The organism is Marinomonas piezotolerans, assembly GCF_003362755.1.
In the GTDB taxonomy this organism is placed as follows: domain Bacteria; phylum Pseudomonadota; class Gammaproteobacteria; order Pseudomonadales; family Marinomonadaceae; genus Marinomonas; species Marinomonas piezotolerans.
In genome coordinates this window covers 1-13,526 of the sequence record NZ_QKRA01000014.1, presented here as the reverse complement: position 1 = coordinate 13,526, position 13,526 = coordinate 1, and the positions used below count along the sequence as shown (strand labels likewise).

At 45.3% G+C, this 13,526-nt stretch carries 14 protein-coding genes; 3 read left to right on the top strand and 11 right to left on the bottom strand.

The genetic code is table 11. The features are described 5' to 3' along the window. Positions 1-97: 97 nt before the first annotated feature. Positions 98-493 (bottom strand): GreA/GreB family elongation factor, encoded by a 396-nt coding sequence (locus DN730_RS17670; protein ID WP_342768197.1) that lies wholly within the window; start codon positions 491-493, stop codon positions 98-100. A gap of 44 nt (positions 494-537) precedes the next feature. On the opposite strand from DN730_RS17670, the gene gmtY reads away from it, so the two are divergent. Further along, positions 538-1,860: a gamma-mobile-trio recombinase GmtY gene (gene gmtY / locus DN730_RS17665; RefSeq protein ID WP_115469461.1), complete on the top strand. Its 1,323-nt coding sequence runs from the start codon at positions 538-540 to the stop codon at positions 1,858-1,860. Between the two features lie 255 nt (positions 1,861-2,115). Here the strand turns inward: gmtY and cadR are convergent, their stop codons facing one another. Further along, positions 2,116-2,523, bottom strand: a complete 408-nt coding sequence (gene cadR, locus DN730_RS17660; RefSeq protein WP_001219642.1) for a Cd(II)/Pb(II)-responsive transcriptional regulator — start codon at positions 2,521-2,523, stop codon at positions 2,116-2,118. A 95-nt stretch (positions 2,524-2,618) separates the two neighbouring features. Between cadR and DN730_RS17655 the strand changes: the two genes are divergently transcribed. Continuing rightward, a complete protein-coding gene (locus tag DN730_RS17655) occupies positions 2,619-3,515 on the top strand; it encodes a cation efflux transmembrane domain-containing protein (RefSeq protein WP_115469460.1) in 897 nt (298 codons plus the stop codon). Positions 3,516-3,518: 3 nt separating this feature from the next. After that, a complete protein-coding gene (lspA, locus tag DN730_RS17650; RefSeq protein WP_004726826.1) occupies positions 3,519-4,031 on the top strand; it encodes a signal peptidase II in 513 nt (170 codons plus the stop codon). Positions 4,032-4,078: 47 nt separating this feature from the next. On the opposite strand, the gene tnpB is transcribed toward lspA, so the two are convergent. The 9 genes from tnpB to DN730_RS17600 all read right to left on the bottom strand — a co-directional run bounded on the left by tnpB (position 4,079) and on the right by DN730_RS17600 (position 13,288). Beyond that, positions 4,079-4,285 carry an IS66 family insertion sequence element accessory protein TnpB gene (gene tnpB / locus DN730_RS19485; protein ID WP_115469459.1) on the bottom strand — a complete coding sequence of 69 codons (207 nt, stop codon included), beginning with the start codon at positions 4,283-4,285 and terminating at the stop codon, positions 4,079-4,081. Next, complete coding sequence (gene tnpA, locus DN730_RS17640) at positions 4,282-4,587, bottom strand: IS66 family insertion sequence element accessory protein TnpA (protein ID WP_115469458.1); 306 nt, start codon at positions 4,585-4,587, stop codon at positions 4,282-4,284. Before tnpA ends, tnpB begins: the two co-directional genes overlap by 4 nt. Positions 4,588-4,717: 130 nt before the next feature. Continuing rightward, complete coding sequence (locus DN730_RS17635; protein WP_115469457.1) at positions 4,718-5,437, bottom strand: hypothetical protein; 720 nt, start codon at positions 5,435-5,437, stop codon at positions 4,718-4,720. Positions 5,438-5,444: 7 nt separating this feature from the next. Next, on the bottom strand, positions 5,445-6,194 hold the full coding sequence (locus tag DN730_RS17630) for a M48 family metallopeptidase (protein WP_115469456.1): 750 nt from the start codon (positions 6,192-6,194) through the stop codon (positions 5,445-5,447). Between the two features lie 3 nt (positions 6,195-6,197). Then, entirely contained in the window at positions 6,198-9,497 is a 3,300-nt protein-coding gene (locus DN730_RS17625; protein ID WP_115469455.1) for a type I restriction endonuclease subunit R, read from the bottom strand. A gap of 315 nt (positions 9,498-9,812) precedes the next feature. Beyond that, entirely contained in the window at positions 9,813-11,159 is a 1,347-nt protein-coding gene (locus DN730_RS17615) for an anti-phage deoxyguanosine triphosphatase (RefSeq protein ID WP_115469454.1), read from the bottom strand. A 66-nt stretch (positions 11,160-11,225) separates the two neighbouring features. Beyond that, positions 11,226-12,110 carry a Kiwa anti-phage protein KwaB-like domain-containing protein gene (locus DN730_RS17610; protein WP_115469453.1) on the bottom strand — a complete coding sequence of 295 codons (885 nt, stop codon included), beginning with the start codon at positions 12,108-12,110 and terminating at the stop codon, positions 11,226-11,228. Position 12,111: 1 nt separating this feature from the next. After that, positions 12,112-12,630 carry a hypothetical protein gene (locus DN730_RS17605; RefSeq protein WP_115469452.1) on the bottom strand — a complete coding sequence of 173 codons (519 nt, stop codon included), beginning with the start codon at positions 12,628-12,630 and terminating at the stop codon, positions 12,112-12,114. After that, entirely contained in the window at positions 12,623-13,288 is a 666-nt protein-coding gene (locus tag DN730_RS17600) for a restriction endonuclease subunit S (RefSeq protein WP_211313901.1), read from the bottom strand. The genes DN730_RS17605 and DN730_RS17600 overlap by 8 nt, the downstream gene beginning before the upstream one ends. Positions 13,289-13,526: the final 238 nt, after the last annotated feature.

Below are 13,526 nucleotides of genomic sequence, written 5' to 3'. Positions count from 1 at the left end.
ATCATAAGACAAGTGCTCTGAGAGCACTTGTCTTTGAAGATTTAAATCAGCGCACTTTCCAGCTATAAAGCGTTCCCTGCAATACGAATCATAGACATCAAGGATCTACATATTCGATTTGTTCAACGTAGAAAACCTTCTCTCCACCCGCACGCTGCAGCATCACCTCATCGCCTTCTCTCCGCTTTAAGAGCGCCTTAGCGACTGGAGAATCCATGCTGATATACGCTTCATGATGATCAATTTCATCAGGCCCAACGATGCGATATCGCTCTAAGTGACCGTCTTCATCTTCGAGCGTCACCCAGGCACCAAAAAACACAATACTGCGGTCAACTGGAAGACGATCAACAACGGTACACTGATCCAAGCGCTTTTCTAGGTAACGCACTCGACGATCAATCTCTCGCAACTGCTTCTTACCATAAATGTATAAGAACCCCATATTAAAACATACTATTTCATTGTTGAGGTGGATAGGATCTCGTATCATTGGACTCTCATCTCCATCAATGCTCAGGTTAAGAGAACACCTATATGGCATATGTTAGAAAAATCAACACAAGATACACTGACAGCTTCAGCAACCTAACCTTTGAGCTACCTGCATTGATCACAGAAAAAGGAATAATTATATCCCATCTTAGGTATTTAGCGTGGTTCAACACTAAAAGTGCCTCATGGAAAGAGCGTGCAATATTTTCTTTAAAGCTGCTTGTAGAATATATAAATGCAAACCCTAACCATGAAAAAGGATATGAACTTCTTAAAGCCTTTAGAGACTCTCTAGCTACCGGAACAATAGACTACGAAACTTGCGATGATGCTCTAGGCCTTTTCTGGCGACCTAGAAGTACAAATGACATTAACAATATTTTGCATCACCTCAATCACTATACAGACTTCTTGTCCTTGCAAGATGATTACCATGACCTTCGTGTGAACCCGTTTAGAAAAGCTTCTAACTATGAAGAGAGACTTAACTGGTGTGCATACTACAACAAACAAAAGAATGTATTTTTAAATCATTTAAGTGACTATGGCGATGTAAAATTAAAAGCACAAAGAGCTAGGTGGGTCACCGCTCTTCCAAACTTAAAAATTGATAATGATAATGTCGTCAGGTTTCCTGAAGAACATATTAATGACCTTATGTATAAAGGATTTTTAAATAAAGGAGTTCCTGATTATAAAATGCAGGCAATGACTACATTACTGCATTACGGCGGGATTAGAACTAGTGAACTATTTCATATTTATACTTCAGATATAGTTTTGCACCCGAATAGGCCTGATGAAGCCTTGATAAGAATTTATCACCCTGAATATGGTAGCGCCCCTGATCCAAGATACAAAAACCGAAAAGAGTATCTAAACCTAGAATTTAAGCAGCAACCAAGAAATATAATTCCTAGAACAAAACGGCTTCATGCTGGTTGGAAAGGTGCGCTTTTAACAGATAACCGAAATTTTTTTGAAGTTGTCTTTAACCCAGCCTCTAAAGCAAAAGAGTTCTTAGATCTCTGGATTTTATATCTTAAGTATCAACGGGTTGAACCAGAAGGAAACGCGTCACACCCTTATGCGTTTACAAACAGCAAAGGCGAACCTGAAACTGAAAAAAATTTCCAAAGGCAGCATAAAAATGCTGTAGAAAAAATTGGGCTAGAAGCTAAAAAAGAACATGGCACTACACCTCATGGCCATAGACACGCATATGGTTATCGATGCAGAAAGTCTGGCTTAGAGCCTATTGAGATTCAGAAAGTCATGCACCACAAGTCTCAAACTTCATGCTTAGTTTATATCAAGCCAACGAATGAGGAGATAAGAGAAATAATGAGGCGTAGCGAAAATTAAAACATAGTCTCAAAGTTTGTTGTAATCACCAAAACGATCAACTCTATTAGCTCCCTATCGATGACATACTCTAATTCCATTTGAAGAAATCAGTTAACTACTGCGAGCAGTTTTTAGTCCCTGTCTGTGACGTTTCTCAAAGTACCTTGCCACTACCTCAGGATTATGGGTAAGCGGATTAAATGGTTGATCTTACCTTTGCATGAGAGTGAGGCAAACCGGCATCTCATCGGATTATCTGGTTGGCACTCCAACCTACTGCTGATGCATGCTTCCCTCGCTAATTCCAGCAAGAACCCCACACGCCTTAACTTCCCGGTCATCGTTGCAACGCGCTCTTAGTGAAACGAGTTGTTTCTCAAGCGCCTGTAGAGCGGTTATCTGCGAGCGCACATGAGAGATGTGATCATCGAGCAAGGCATTGACAGCGGTACAGGACTGATGAGGGTCGTCCTGATAGCGCTTTAGTTCGTGAATTTCTGCCAGTGACAGATCCAGGATGCGGCAGCGACGAATAAAGGCCAGCCGCTCAACGTGTTTCTCGGTATAGACACGGTAACCGTTCTCCTGCCGACCAGGCGGCGGCAACAAGCCCTGCCGTTCGTAGAAGCGGATCGTCTGTGTATCTACCCCTACTGACTGTGCCAACTGACCAATACGCATCGGGTTCCTCCGCAACGGATTCTCTACGCTATTGACATTATAGCTACTATATAGTTTTAAATGAAAACCCGATCACATTCAAGTGGAGTCATATCATGAGTAAAAACTGCGGAGGCCCCTGTGGCGACCATGCAAGGCCTGCGGCGGATACCGATATGCAGGCCTCCTCCGATGCGTCGGGGGAATGGGTCAGTGTTTATGCCGTGCCGAAGATGGACTGTCCATCAGAAGAGCGCATGATTCGCCTGGCCCTGAACGGCGTAGAGGGGATTCGGGCACTGTCCTTCGACTTGTCGAACCGCCGGTTGAAGGTCGTGCATGACGGTGAGGTCGAGCCCGTCACCTCGAAACTGAAGACCTTGGGGCTAGGCGCCTCGCTTCAGGAAACCGTCGCTGCAAATCCGGAGACCATCAAGGCCGCCGAGTTTTCGGCAGCTTCTGCTAAGCAAGAATCCGGGACCCTGCGCTGGTTGCTCGGCATCAATGCACTTCTGTTCGTGGTGGAAATGACTGCCGGTCTGATCGCCCGGTCCACCGGCCTGATTGGAGAATCCCTGGACAATTTTGCCGATGCGGCGGTGTACGGGCTTGCCCTTTATGCGGTTGGACATAGCGTGAAAATGCAGGTACGTGCCGCGCATCTTGCTGGTGTACTGCAACTGATCTTGGCTGGGGGAGTACTCATAGAGGTGGTGAGACGCTTTGTATTCGGTAGTGAGCCTGAATCGCTGGTGATGATGGCTATCGCATTCGTCGCATTGATTGCCAATACCAGTTGTCTGCTGCTCATATCCAAACATCGGGAGGGCGGGGCGCACATGAAGGCAAGCTGGATATTCTCGGCCAACGACGTGGTGATCAACCTGGGGGTCATCACCGCCGGCGCTCTGGTCGCGTGGACCGGGTCCAATTATCCGGATCTGATTATCGGCACCATCGCGGGGGTAATTGTACTTAACGGTGCTAGACGCATTCTGGCGCTCAAGGATTAAGCAATGTCCATTTTTGGCAAACATCTGTCACCGTACGCTCTGTTGTCCATATCGGGCCTGCTGGCAGCGTCTGATCAGGCCATAAAATGGCTGGTGCAACAATCAATGGCATATGGCGAGTCTATTTCAGTGACCTCATTCTTTAACTGGGTACACGTATGGAATACCGGTGCCGCATTCAGTCTTTTTGCGAATGGTGGAGGCTGGCAGCGCTACTTTTTTATCGGAATCGCGGTAGTGGTCTCGATTTTTCTGATCAAGCTGATCCTTGAAAATCGTCATAAAGGAGAAGCCATCGCTTACAGTCTTATCCTCGGTGGCGCCATGGGCAACCTGATTGACCGGGTCTTTCGCGGCTATGTTGTGGATTCCTTTGATTTCTATTGGCGAGACTGGCATTGGCCGGCCTTCAACCTGGCTGATATTGCAATTGTCCTCGGTGCCTTACTTTTAGTTTCCAGCAGCTTGTTGGGTAAAAAAGCAAACACCAATGCCGAGTCGGATGGATCTGACTGACACCTACGCCTATACAACACCATGACCGAACTTCCCGACAACATCCTTCACCTGCCGCAATACCACATGACGCATTTGATTTTATTGCGATGTCGATTAGTAAAGACATACAAGGCCCCAGAAAATGGATTGTGCCCAAGCTCTTGTTCAATCAACACCGCTAACCCATGAGCCTGCTTTCTAAAATCCACCGGGTCTCGGTACAAAAATATCTGAGGTAAATTTAACGCGGGTCGCAGATAACGGGGTTTCATAAAGCGGCGACCAAGCTAGTCACCAATGGAATATTTCCCGCATCAATGCCACGTATGAGCACGCCATTGGGGAGCAGGATTTCTAGATCGCGAGCCTGCTTGGAAGGCGTTGCCAGTTCTACCGATACTAATTTCGACCCATTTGGCGATTCATCCGCAGATGAGAACTTTTGTCTCCAATAGCCGAACTGGTGATATACCAAGCGTTCTTGTTCACAGAACGCTTTGGCGGATAACCCAGATGACCGCCACTTTTCGATGTGGGCAGCCCAAGTTTGGTTTAATACTGTGTTTGTACTCATATTGATTACTCCGTCGATTATTGGGACGAAGCACAGTGTGGAAGGGACTAAGCACAAAAACTAGAGGCTGATTTAGTGACGCTTACAATAAACCCAAGTCTAGATTAGTTACGATAATGCCAATCATTCATCACTTATAATACTCTCTCTTGATCTGTTCCAAGGACATTCCCTTAAGACTAGAAACCTTATTTTTCTTCCTTTCAATCGCTTTATTGGAAGTGTAGCGCTGCTCAATTCTTGAAGCCCCAATGTCAAAGTCCAGCATTACATTATCAAGATTGGGGATCTTAACTCTATTCTCAACAGCCCATTTATTTACATAGTCCCAAATAGCTTTCTCTCCCATAAGAGGCCAAGTTGAAAGAGTATGGCTGGATATTTTCCAACATGCACAATCAAGATCTTCACACTCCCTAACAACAACACAACCTCTTAGACGAGGAATATCGGGATAACTAACGTCAACAGCAACAATTCGGTCGTTGATAGTTCTTGGATTCTTGCATCCACAAACCGTCTTAACACCTAAACTTATAAAGTTCAGAGCATACCTGTTGAAATGATCAGGAGAACAAACATAACGCACATTCTCAGCTAAAATATCGGATGCCAAGATAGATGAGCTAATGCTAGCTTTATTCCACTCAACCTCCCTCCAGGTTCCGAAAGACTCTACTTTAAGCTCTACTTTTCCTCTTTCAGAAAGATAAATCTTCCCGTTAGCAAGCCCCATGAAAGGCTTCGTTAGCCTGAAAGAAACTTCGTCTGAATATGTTTTCTTAATAAGAAGGTACCCTGATTCAACTTCCGGCTTCAATATTTCAATTAAAGTGTTTTGTTCGATCATTTTCGTTTCAACTTAAGATTTCAAAAGCCATTTGATCCAGCTTTTCTTTTGTCTTTTCCCAATTCGGCATTACTTGCCCCATTAGCCGGTAAAAGCGTTCGCTATGGTTGTGCTCGGCAATATGACACAACTCGTGCAAGATAACGTAGTCGATGCATTCACGAGGCGCTTTAACAAGATGGGGATTAAGGGTTATAAGCCCTTTAGGGGAGCAGCTACCCCATTGGGTTTTCATAGTCAGCACCCGAATGGATGGGTGATCAGATACCCATAAGGCTTGTTCAAGCATCGCTGTAAGGCGTTTGGCGAAAGTTTCTTTGGCTCTGGCTTTGTACCACTCGTCTAGCAAAGCTCGAATTTTCTCTGGCGACTTCTGCTTCACCGAAACCTCTAGTTTTCCTCGGGTCATTTTGACGCTCTGAGCCACTTCCGGTTGCTCTTCCACCTTCAATAGGTACTGTTTACCAAGGTAAAAATGGCTTTCGCCACTCACATACTGCCGTGGTAAAGCGTGTTCTTGGAGCTTTTTAAATTCCCGTATTTGCTCATAAATCCAACGGCCACGCTTGGTTAAAGCAATCTGAATATCCTTGAGTTCAGCGTCTTCCGGTGCAGCCACAACAACACGACAATCCGGATGAACTTTGATAACGATCTTCCTAGCGGAAAATTGTCCTTTCAAGAGAGTACAGTCATAGCGATGCTCACCGTAGCGAAAGGACAATTTTTTATGCTCTGGAATAATGGAGACAGACATAGCTTACGATTCTTTCGCCAAACCAGTTCGGGTAATTTGAACGACCAACTCCACAGCTTTCTTAGCTTGATCCATACCACCACCAATCGCTTTGCACTCTTGGAACAATTTAGGCAGCAGCTTTTTACGGATATCAGCCTCAATATTGTCAGGATTAATTGAGTTTTCAGATACGGCAGCGGACACCAGCTCATCCACCTCAAACGCCAGTTTTGTCCACTTATCCATAATCTGTCCATCCGTGACAGCAAACACTTCAGGCAATACCTTCTTGAATACCCCGAAGTAGGCTTGGGCATGATGATTACCAGCAAACACATTTGGAATATCATCCAAACGACGCGCCTCTACTTGCTCTTTCAGCTCGCTAAACAGAAGGTATTGCTTGTTGGGATGATCAAATAGCTCTTCGGCTTCCTGTATCGCTTTCAATAACAGTGCGGAGAAAGACTCTTGCGCATAGGGGTCATCAGCCAAGTCTTGCTCTATAATTTTGGTTACGCGAGTTTTAATAATATCCATCTCGTTTCGAGTCTTTTCCTCAGACCAGCTTTCTGGGCCAGTGCTTTGCCCCATCTTACCCACTTCATACTTGGCATTAGGTTCGTTAACCGCCACCCCCACAACATGCTTATCAAGTAGTTTCTTCACTCGACCCGCATAATCATCATAATCAACCTGCTCACCGGAAGCCTGTTTAACCACCTGCCGCAATGACGATAACTGCTTCACGGTCTCCTTATAGTGTTTTCGATCCTGATCAGTGAAGCTGGTGTCTTCAAAAAAGGTGGCGGATTGCAAAGCCACTTTTAGACAGCTTGCAAAGTTAGTCAACGCCTCAAAAAAGTTGTCCCGGCGCTCTTGGTTAACGTCTACTAGCTCACCATTTTGATTCTCTATTTTCGGAATTAAAGGAGCTTTGAGCTGTTCGATTTGAGACTTATTTTTCACCCCATCAAAGATCGCCCACAAGGCCTTATACAAATGAGGGAGACGTTTGTATTCGGTGCTCATCTGGTTATAAAGCCCCGCAATATCATCTACGTTATAGCCTCCTTGAGTGCGGTTTGCTAAGTCCTGATAATCTTGGATTGTAGTATCGAGTTCGCGCAGGATGCCGCGATAATCGATCAACAAGCCAAATTGCTTTTTAGGATGAAGTCGGTTTACCCGAGCAATCGCTTGAATCAGATTGTGAGATTTGAGCTGCTTGTCGATATAGAGCACCGCGTTCTTAGGTTCATCGAAACCGGTCAGAAGCTTATCGACGACAATGATCATTTTAAGAGGGTCTTTTTCATCAGCAAAACGGCGAATGATATTGTCGGTATAGATTTGCTCATCTTGTTTACCAACGTTGTCATTCCACCATTTGGTGACTTCTGGCATAGCCGTGCTGTCAACAGCTTGATTACCTTCACGGCTGTCGGGTGGACTCATCACAACAGCCGTTTCAAAACGATCTTTCTCTGGCCACTCTAGCATGGCTTGATCTAAGTATTTCTTGTACTTAATAGCAGAAGTTTTGCTGTCACAGGCCAATTGCCCCTGTAATCCATCTGGAATATTGTTGATGAAATGGCTCACCACATCTAAAGCTATCAACTCTATACGATCATCGACCGCATAAATTTCACCTTTTTTGGCAAACTTACGCTTAAGATCGGCTTTTTGCTGTTCAGAGAGACATTGTGTGACGCGATCAAACCATGCATCGATGGCTTTTTCGTTGACGTTTAACTCAGGCTTACGTTCCTCGTATAACAAAGGTGTGACAGTTCCATCCTCAACTGCTCGCTGCATGGTGTAGGCATGGACAATGCCCCCGAACTTACTTTCTGTCTCGTCGTCCTTCAACAGAGGCGTCCCCGTAAAGGCCACAAAGGAGGCTTTAGGTAATGCTTGTCGCATACGGATACCATTTTCCCCACCTTGGCTACGGTGCCCTTCGTCAATGAGAACAATGATATCTTCGCTAGTATTGCGACAGTTTGGGTACTTGGTTGCAGAGTTAAATTTCTGAATAAGGGAGAAAATAATCCGCTCTGTGCCCAGACCAATTTGCTCGGCTAGGCGTTTGCCAGAACTCGCCATAGCGGCTTGTTTACCCTTTTTACCGGACAACTCCCCCCCGGAGGCAAAGGTATTGCTTAACTGGGTTTCCAGATCCACTCGGTCTGTCACCACAAAAATACGGCATTGCTTGAGGCTGTCATGCAAGATCAGCGCTTTACTTAAAAACACCATGGTAAAGGATTTACCAGAGCCGGTGGTGTGCCAAACCACACCGCCTTCACGACCGCCAGATGAATTCTTGGTGTTGATCTTGGCGATTAATTTCTTGATACCAAATACTTGCTGATAGCGGGCAACAATCTTCCCTGCTTTTTGGTCAAACAAAGTGAAATAACGCACCATTTCCAATAGCCGATCAGGGCGCAACAGACTGATCAGCAATTGATCCTGCCCGGATACTGACAGTTCATTGGCCGACCAGATTTGATACCAATCCAAATCCTTGCCTTTGCGATAATCAAACAGGGCTGAGATTTGTTCCGGTGAAAGCTTCCTGTTGCGAACAGCATAAATCTCTGCATCGGATAGTTCTTCTTCACGCCATGCCGCCCAAAACTTAGCGGGGGTGTTACAGGTGCCGTAACGTCCTTCGGAGCCGTTAATGGAAAGCAGCAACTGGCTATAGGCAAATAAATGGGGGATTTCATCGGGGCGCTGATTGCGAAGACTCTGGGAAATACCTTCGTCCACCGTTGGGCCTTTCTTCCCATCGGGACGTTTTGCTTCGATCACCACCAAAGGTATGCCATTCACAAAACACACGATATCAGGGCGACGAGTATCTTGTGCCCCGCCAGAACGGCTAACGGAAAACTCTTCGGTAAAGATAAAGCTGTTGTTTTGAGGGTCAGCCCAGTCGATAAGCGCGACAGTAGGTGTCGCTCGCTTTCCGTCCACAAACTCCGTTACTGAAATCCCATACATCAGATGGTTGTAGAGTTTTTCATTGGCCGTCAGCAAACCTTCATTCAATGCAGGGGAGCAGATTTCCGCAATTAAGTTATCAATCGACTTGGGTGACAATGGGTAGCTTTTGCCGCCAAACATAAAGCGACGCTTTTGCAGCTCCCCCTTTAGCACTTCCCTCAGCACCACCTGATCGAACTTACCCCCCCGCTCGGCTAACGCCTGCTCAGGATTAAGAAATGACCAGCCCAAGCTCGTCAATAGCGTTAGCGCTGGTAGCTTAGCGCTGTATTCTTCCTGAAATTTGAGAGATGGCTGCATAATTCGTAATCCTTGCTATTTATTTGAGCGGTTTCCAATTGAGAAGTTCTTCAATATCTTGCGCCTTTGATGCTGCGATGATTTACCATCAGAGGCAGTTGTAAACTTTCGGTTTACAATTGCCTTTTCAGACAGCTCCCCGTCTGACAAAACGCTTTTAATATGCTTACCTATATTCAACTTGCTAGTTTGATACAACTCGGTTATTTAAAGCTGGACTAGCCAAACCTGACCTCTCAACTCACGTAAAACGAGTCGAGATTGGCCTGCGTCGGTGGTATAGAGAATCCGGTAGCTACCCATTCGCCCTCCAGATTAAAGCCGATCAAAAATTGACCCTTTATGAGGGTGGTATATTTTTTCATACATACGGGTAGCATATTCGTCAGTCATACCTGAGATGTAATCACAAATTACTCGCATTTGAGGAGATCCCTCAGAGACATTCTCGTACCGTTCGACAGTCGAAACAGGCAGCAGCCTTGTAGGATCTGAGCTTAACGCATCAAATAGTTCAATCACTAACTTTTGGCCTTTGAACTCGAGCTGTTGGACATTTGGGCTCTGAATGACCTTAGTTTTGACCAGATCAAAAATATGTTTTCGTAACTTCTCGCAATCTTTATCCATTACCGCATTCCATTTAAGAAATGGTGAAACAGCTCCCTCCATATTGGTCTCTTCGACATATGTATTAGTGATAAATTTATGTACTAAGTCACCAATCTGACGTTTGCGCTCATAACTATGTTCTGAAAATAGTTTCAGCCCCATTGTTTCACTTGATAAGCCACAACTTTGAAAAATATCTTCCTTGCCGCCGTTATGCTTTTGCCAATCTTTATCTGTAATCATGCCCAGAGAGATCGCATCTTCTAAGTCATGGAGGCTATATGAGATGTCGTCTGCCAATTCCATAATGGATGTATCTAACCCTTTGTACATGGGTTTCAAATGCCCAGATTTTGCATCTGGCTTCATCTTTATGAACGACTCCCGCTCTTCTTTTGAAAAAGGCTCAAGAATCCAGTCAACAACTTCTCTTTCGGTATCTAAGTAGCATTTAGGCGGATGTTGTTTGTCAGCGGGAGAAAGCCACTTAAGTGCACCTAGCGTCTGGTAAGCCTCATCTTGCACACATTGGTTATAACTAGCCGGGTATTTAAGAACGCCTAGCAGTAGTCTTCTTGTAGGTGCCATGCCATGCTTAAGGGTGTATTTCTCTAAACGAGACAAAATTCGAAGTGTTTGACCATTACCTTCAAATCCACCATGAGCTCGCATACAAATATTTAGTGCAACTTCTCCTCCATGACCGAAGGGAGGGTGTCCGATATCATGTGCCAAACAAATAGCATTCATCAGTGCAGATTTTGGTAGGGCTGCCTTAATATCTTCATCAGCTCGGTGCTTTTTATCTCTGAGGTAACGAACAATTCCCGTACCTATTTGAGCAACCTCCATCGAGTGCGTTAAGCGAGTTCGATAAAAGTCACTCTCCCCCAGACCTAGAACCTGAGTCTTTGACTGAAGGCGACGAAATGCAGCTGAATGAATTAGACGAGCATAGTCTCGCTCCCACTCATTTCGAACATCATCCTCCGAGCTAGATGCGTTAACATCATTTCCCCACCGTTGCTCCCATTGGTTAATTTCAGTCATCAAAAACCTCCTTATTCATTAATTTGAATTCAAGAATTATCAAGCGGAGTAGTTGAACCCCTTAAATCAATCGGACTCTAACCGTTTAGAATTTGTACGGTATTGCTCCCCCGAGAGAGGGCCTACAAAGATATTTTCTAGCAGGAACTGCAAGAGCGTTTTTAGCTCTTTTTTGTCTGTTGGGAGCTGAATCTGGCCATTGGCCACGGTGATATTGACCTGAGAGAAACCGTCCGCAACATCTGTAATTTTCTGCAAACCATGTTGGTTTAACACATCATCCTGACTAATCGCATGTACCATCTTGCGAACCGACGAATCTGCATTAGATTTGAAATTATCGATATCCGCACAGGCCAGAAGAGTATGACCTGCAAAAGATTCCAGATCTGAGTCCGTGGCCTCCCTATAGGCCTCAGACAAATCAAATACAGTACGGAGATTGGAAAAGCTCTTGAATTTCAGTTGCCCATTCTGAATCACAGCTACCAGACTGCGAGCTAGGGTAAACATTGGCTCCGTCATTTCAGTAAAGGTATTACCAGTTTGAAGTCTGATAACAGGGATCTGGTTTCTTACCAGCATTTGAGATGAGATGAAACGCTGTACCTGCACAGTTACATTGGCTCCGCTCGCATATCCACTGAACAAAGCCTTGATGGGCTCATCTTCAAATCGGGACAGATCTAACGCAGGATAGGATGTCACATTGCTGGTAATGGCAGTACTCATGAGCTCAATTTCAGTGAGACCTTCTAGTACCAGCACTTCATGGGCATCGGGCTTCCAGTCTCCGTTAAAAGGCAATTCATCTTCAATACCATTAAAAAAAGCTTGCTGTTGGTCGTCAAATAATTCAGTGATTTTGTTCTGAAGAGGAGCACTTAAACGAACACGTCGAACCTCTGGAACACCAGCAACTAAAACCAGCGCAAAAAGATTTTGCGGCACATTAAACCTCCTTATCCAACACAATGTATTCCGTCAGTTGCACCACAATCAGCCCATCCTGCGCACGACGAAGTTCTTTTTTTGTGATCAGTACATAGGTTACTCCTTCAGGAGTTGAAACCTTGTAGAAGTGCCATCCCATTAACCCAAGTAATGGATTGAAGTGATAGCTATAACCGGTGCTAACCATTACGGCAAATATAACCAATGTTGGTAGCCATACCTGCCAGTTCAAAGATGTAAAACTGGCGGTAAATAACGGTAGCAGATACAGCAAGAGAAAGGTCATATTCTCCCGATCTGCTGCTTCCACAGTGGAGATCTGAAAGTTGCTACTTTCAAGATTATTACGGGCGTAGCGCAGCATCCAAATGCAGATAAATACCAACCCCAAAGAAGCTGCTACTGTGAGTAATGCAACATCCAAACGCCCATCGGTGTATGCCACCCAAGCATAGCTAATTCCCACGGGGGCGATAGCTGTGGCGGTCAGCAATAGCTTGGCGAACCAGCTAAGCATCGACAGCCACTCGACGTTTACCAGTCAACAACTGCTGCATCAGGGCTTTTTTCTCTTGTTTCAAGTGATCCAGCTGCTGTTGCAGGGTGGTGATTTCCTGATCGGCAGCGGAGAGAACGGCAGCGATTTTTTGTTGTTCTTCCCGAGAAGGAAGCGGCACTTTCAACGAGAAGAAGTCCGCTGGTTTAACATTCAACAAACCATGAGCACGTCCACCTTCATGAGCTACTTGGCTAAGTCCCTTGTTCATAAGGCCAGACTCGAAGTAATGCTCCCAGTAGTCACTATTAGCCTTGTTCGAATCAGATAGTTCAAAGCAGATATACAAGGTGGTCACAACGCCATCGTCATACCGATTCAGGCGTTTAATCGCCCCCATCGGATAGCCATTTGAATAGCTTTTGTTGTAAGCAAACTGGCCTTTTCTTAGCAAGAAGTACCCATCGAGCGTTTCGGAGGCTACTGTTTTCTTGAAAAAGTCCTCTTGTCGGATCAGGCCGTGAACGCCGGATATGGTCACTACGTTGGTACTTTGGCCATTATTTTTCTCTGTAACCCGGTCAAAAATCGAGGACAATTTGACCTCGCACCACTCCCCCTCAAACCTTTCTCCATTCTGATCCAGCAGGCGCTGTTTGCCGGTGAGCAGTTGTTGCATCAGAGCTTTTTTCTGCTGCTGGCTGTTGGCGAGCAGCTGTTCGGTGGTGGTGATGGCCTTGTCCCAAGTGGAGAGGATTTCCGCGATTTTCTTTTGTTCGGGAAGTGGGGGGGTAATCCCCCCGAAAATTAACAGCAGCCAAAAGTAGAATTTTCTCGTAATCTAAACGCAGGAGGTTCTGCATGAAAAAGTCACGTTATACCGACAGCCAGATTATGGCGATTTTGAAACAAGCTGA

Bases quoted from the DNA above. Each gene is read 5' to 3' on its own strand.
- DN730_RS17600 (WP_211313901.1), bottom strand. From the start codon at position 13,288: ATGCAACAACTGCTCACCGGCAAACAGCGCCTGCTGGATCAGAATGGA.
- gmtY (WP_115469461.1), top strand. From the start codon at position 538: ATGGCATATGTTAGAAAAATCAACACAAGATACACTGACAGCTTCAGC.
- cadR (WP_001219642.1), bottom strand. From the start codon at position 2,523: ATGCGTATTGGTCAGTTGGCACAGTCAGTAGGGGTAGATACACAGACG.
- tnpA (WP_115469458.1), bottom strand. From the start codon at position 4,587: ATGAGTACAAACACAGTATTAAACCAAACTTGGGCTGCCCACATCGAA.
- DN730_RS17625 (WP_115469455.1), bottom strand. From the start codon at position 9,497: ATGCAGCCATCTCTCAAATTTCAGGAAGAATACAGCGCTAAGCTACCA.
- lspA (WP_004726826.1), top strand. From the start codon at position 3,519: ATGTCCATTTTTGGCAAACATCTGTCACCGTACGCTCTGTTGTCCATA.
- DN730_RS17670 (WP_342768197.1), bottom strand. From the start codon at position 493: ATGATACGAGATCCTATCCACCTCAACAATGAAATAGTATGTTTTAAT.
- DN730_RS17630 (WP_115469456.1), bottom strand. From the start codon at position 6,194: ATGTCTGTCTCCATTATTCCAGAGCATAAAAAATTGTCCTTTCGCTAC.
- tnpB (WP_115469459.1), bottom strand. From the start codon at position 4,285: ATGAAACCCCGTTATCTGCGACCCGCGTTAAATTTACCTCAGATATTT.
- DN730_RS17615 (WP_115469454.1), bottom strand. From the start codon at position 11,159: ATGACTGAAATTAACCAATGGGAGCAACGGTGGGGAAATGATGTTAAC.
- DN730_RS17635 (WP_115469457.1), bottom strand. From the start codon at position 5,437: ATGATCGAACAAAACACTTTAATTGAAATATTGAAGCCGGAAGTTGAA.
- DN730_RS17655 (WP_115469460.1), top strand. From the start codon at position 2,619: ATGAGTAAAAACTGCGGAGGCCCCTGTGGCGACCATGCAAGGCCTGCG.
- DN730_RS17605 (WP_115469452.1), bottom strand. From the start codon at position 12,630: ATGCTTAGCTGGTTCGCCAAGCTATTGCTGACCGCCACAGCTATCGCC.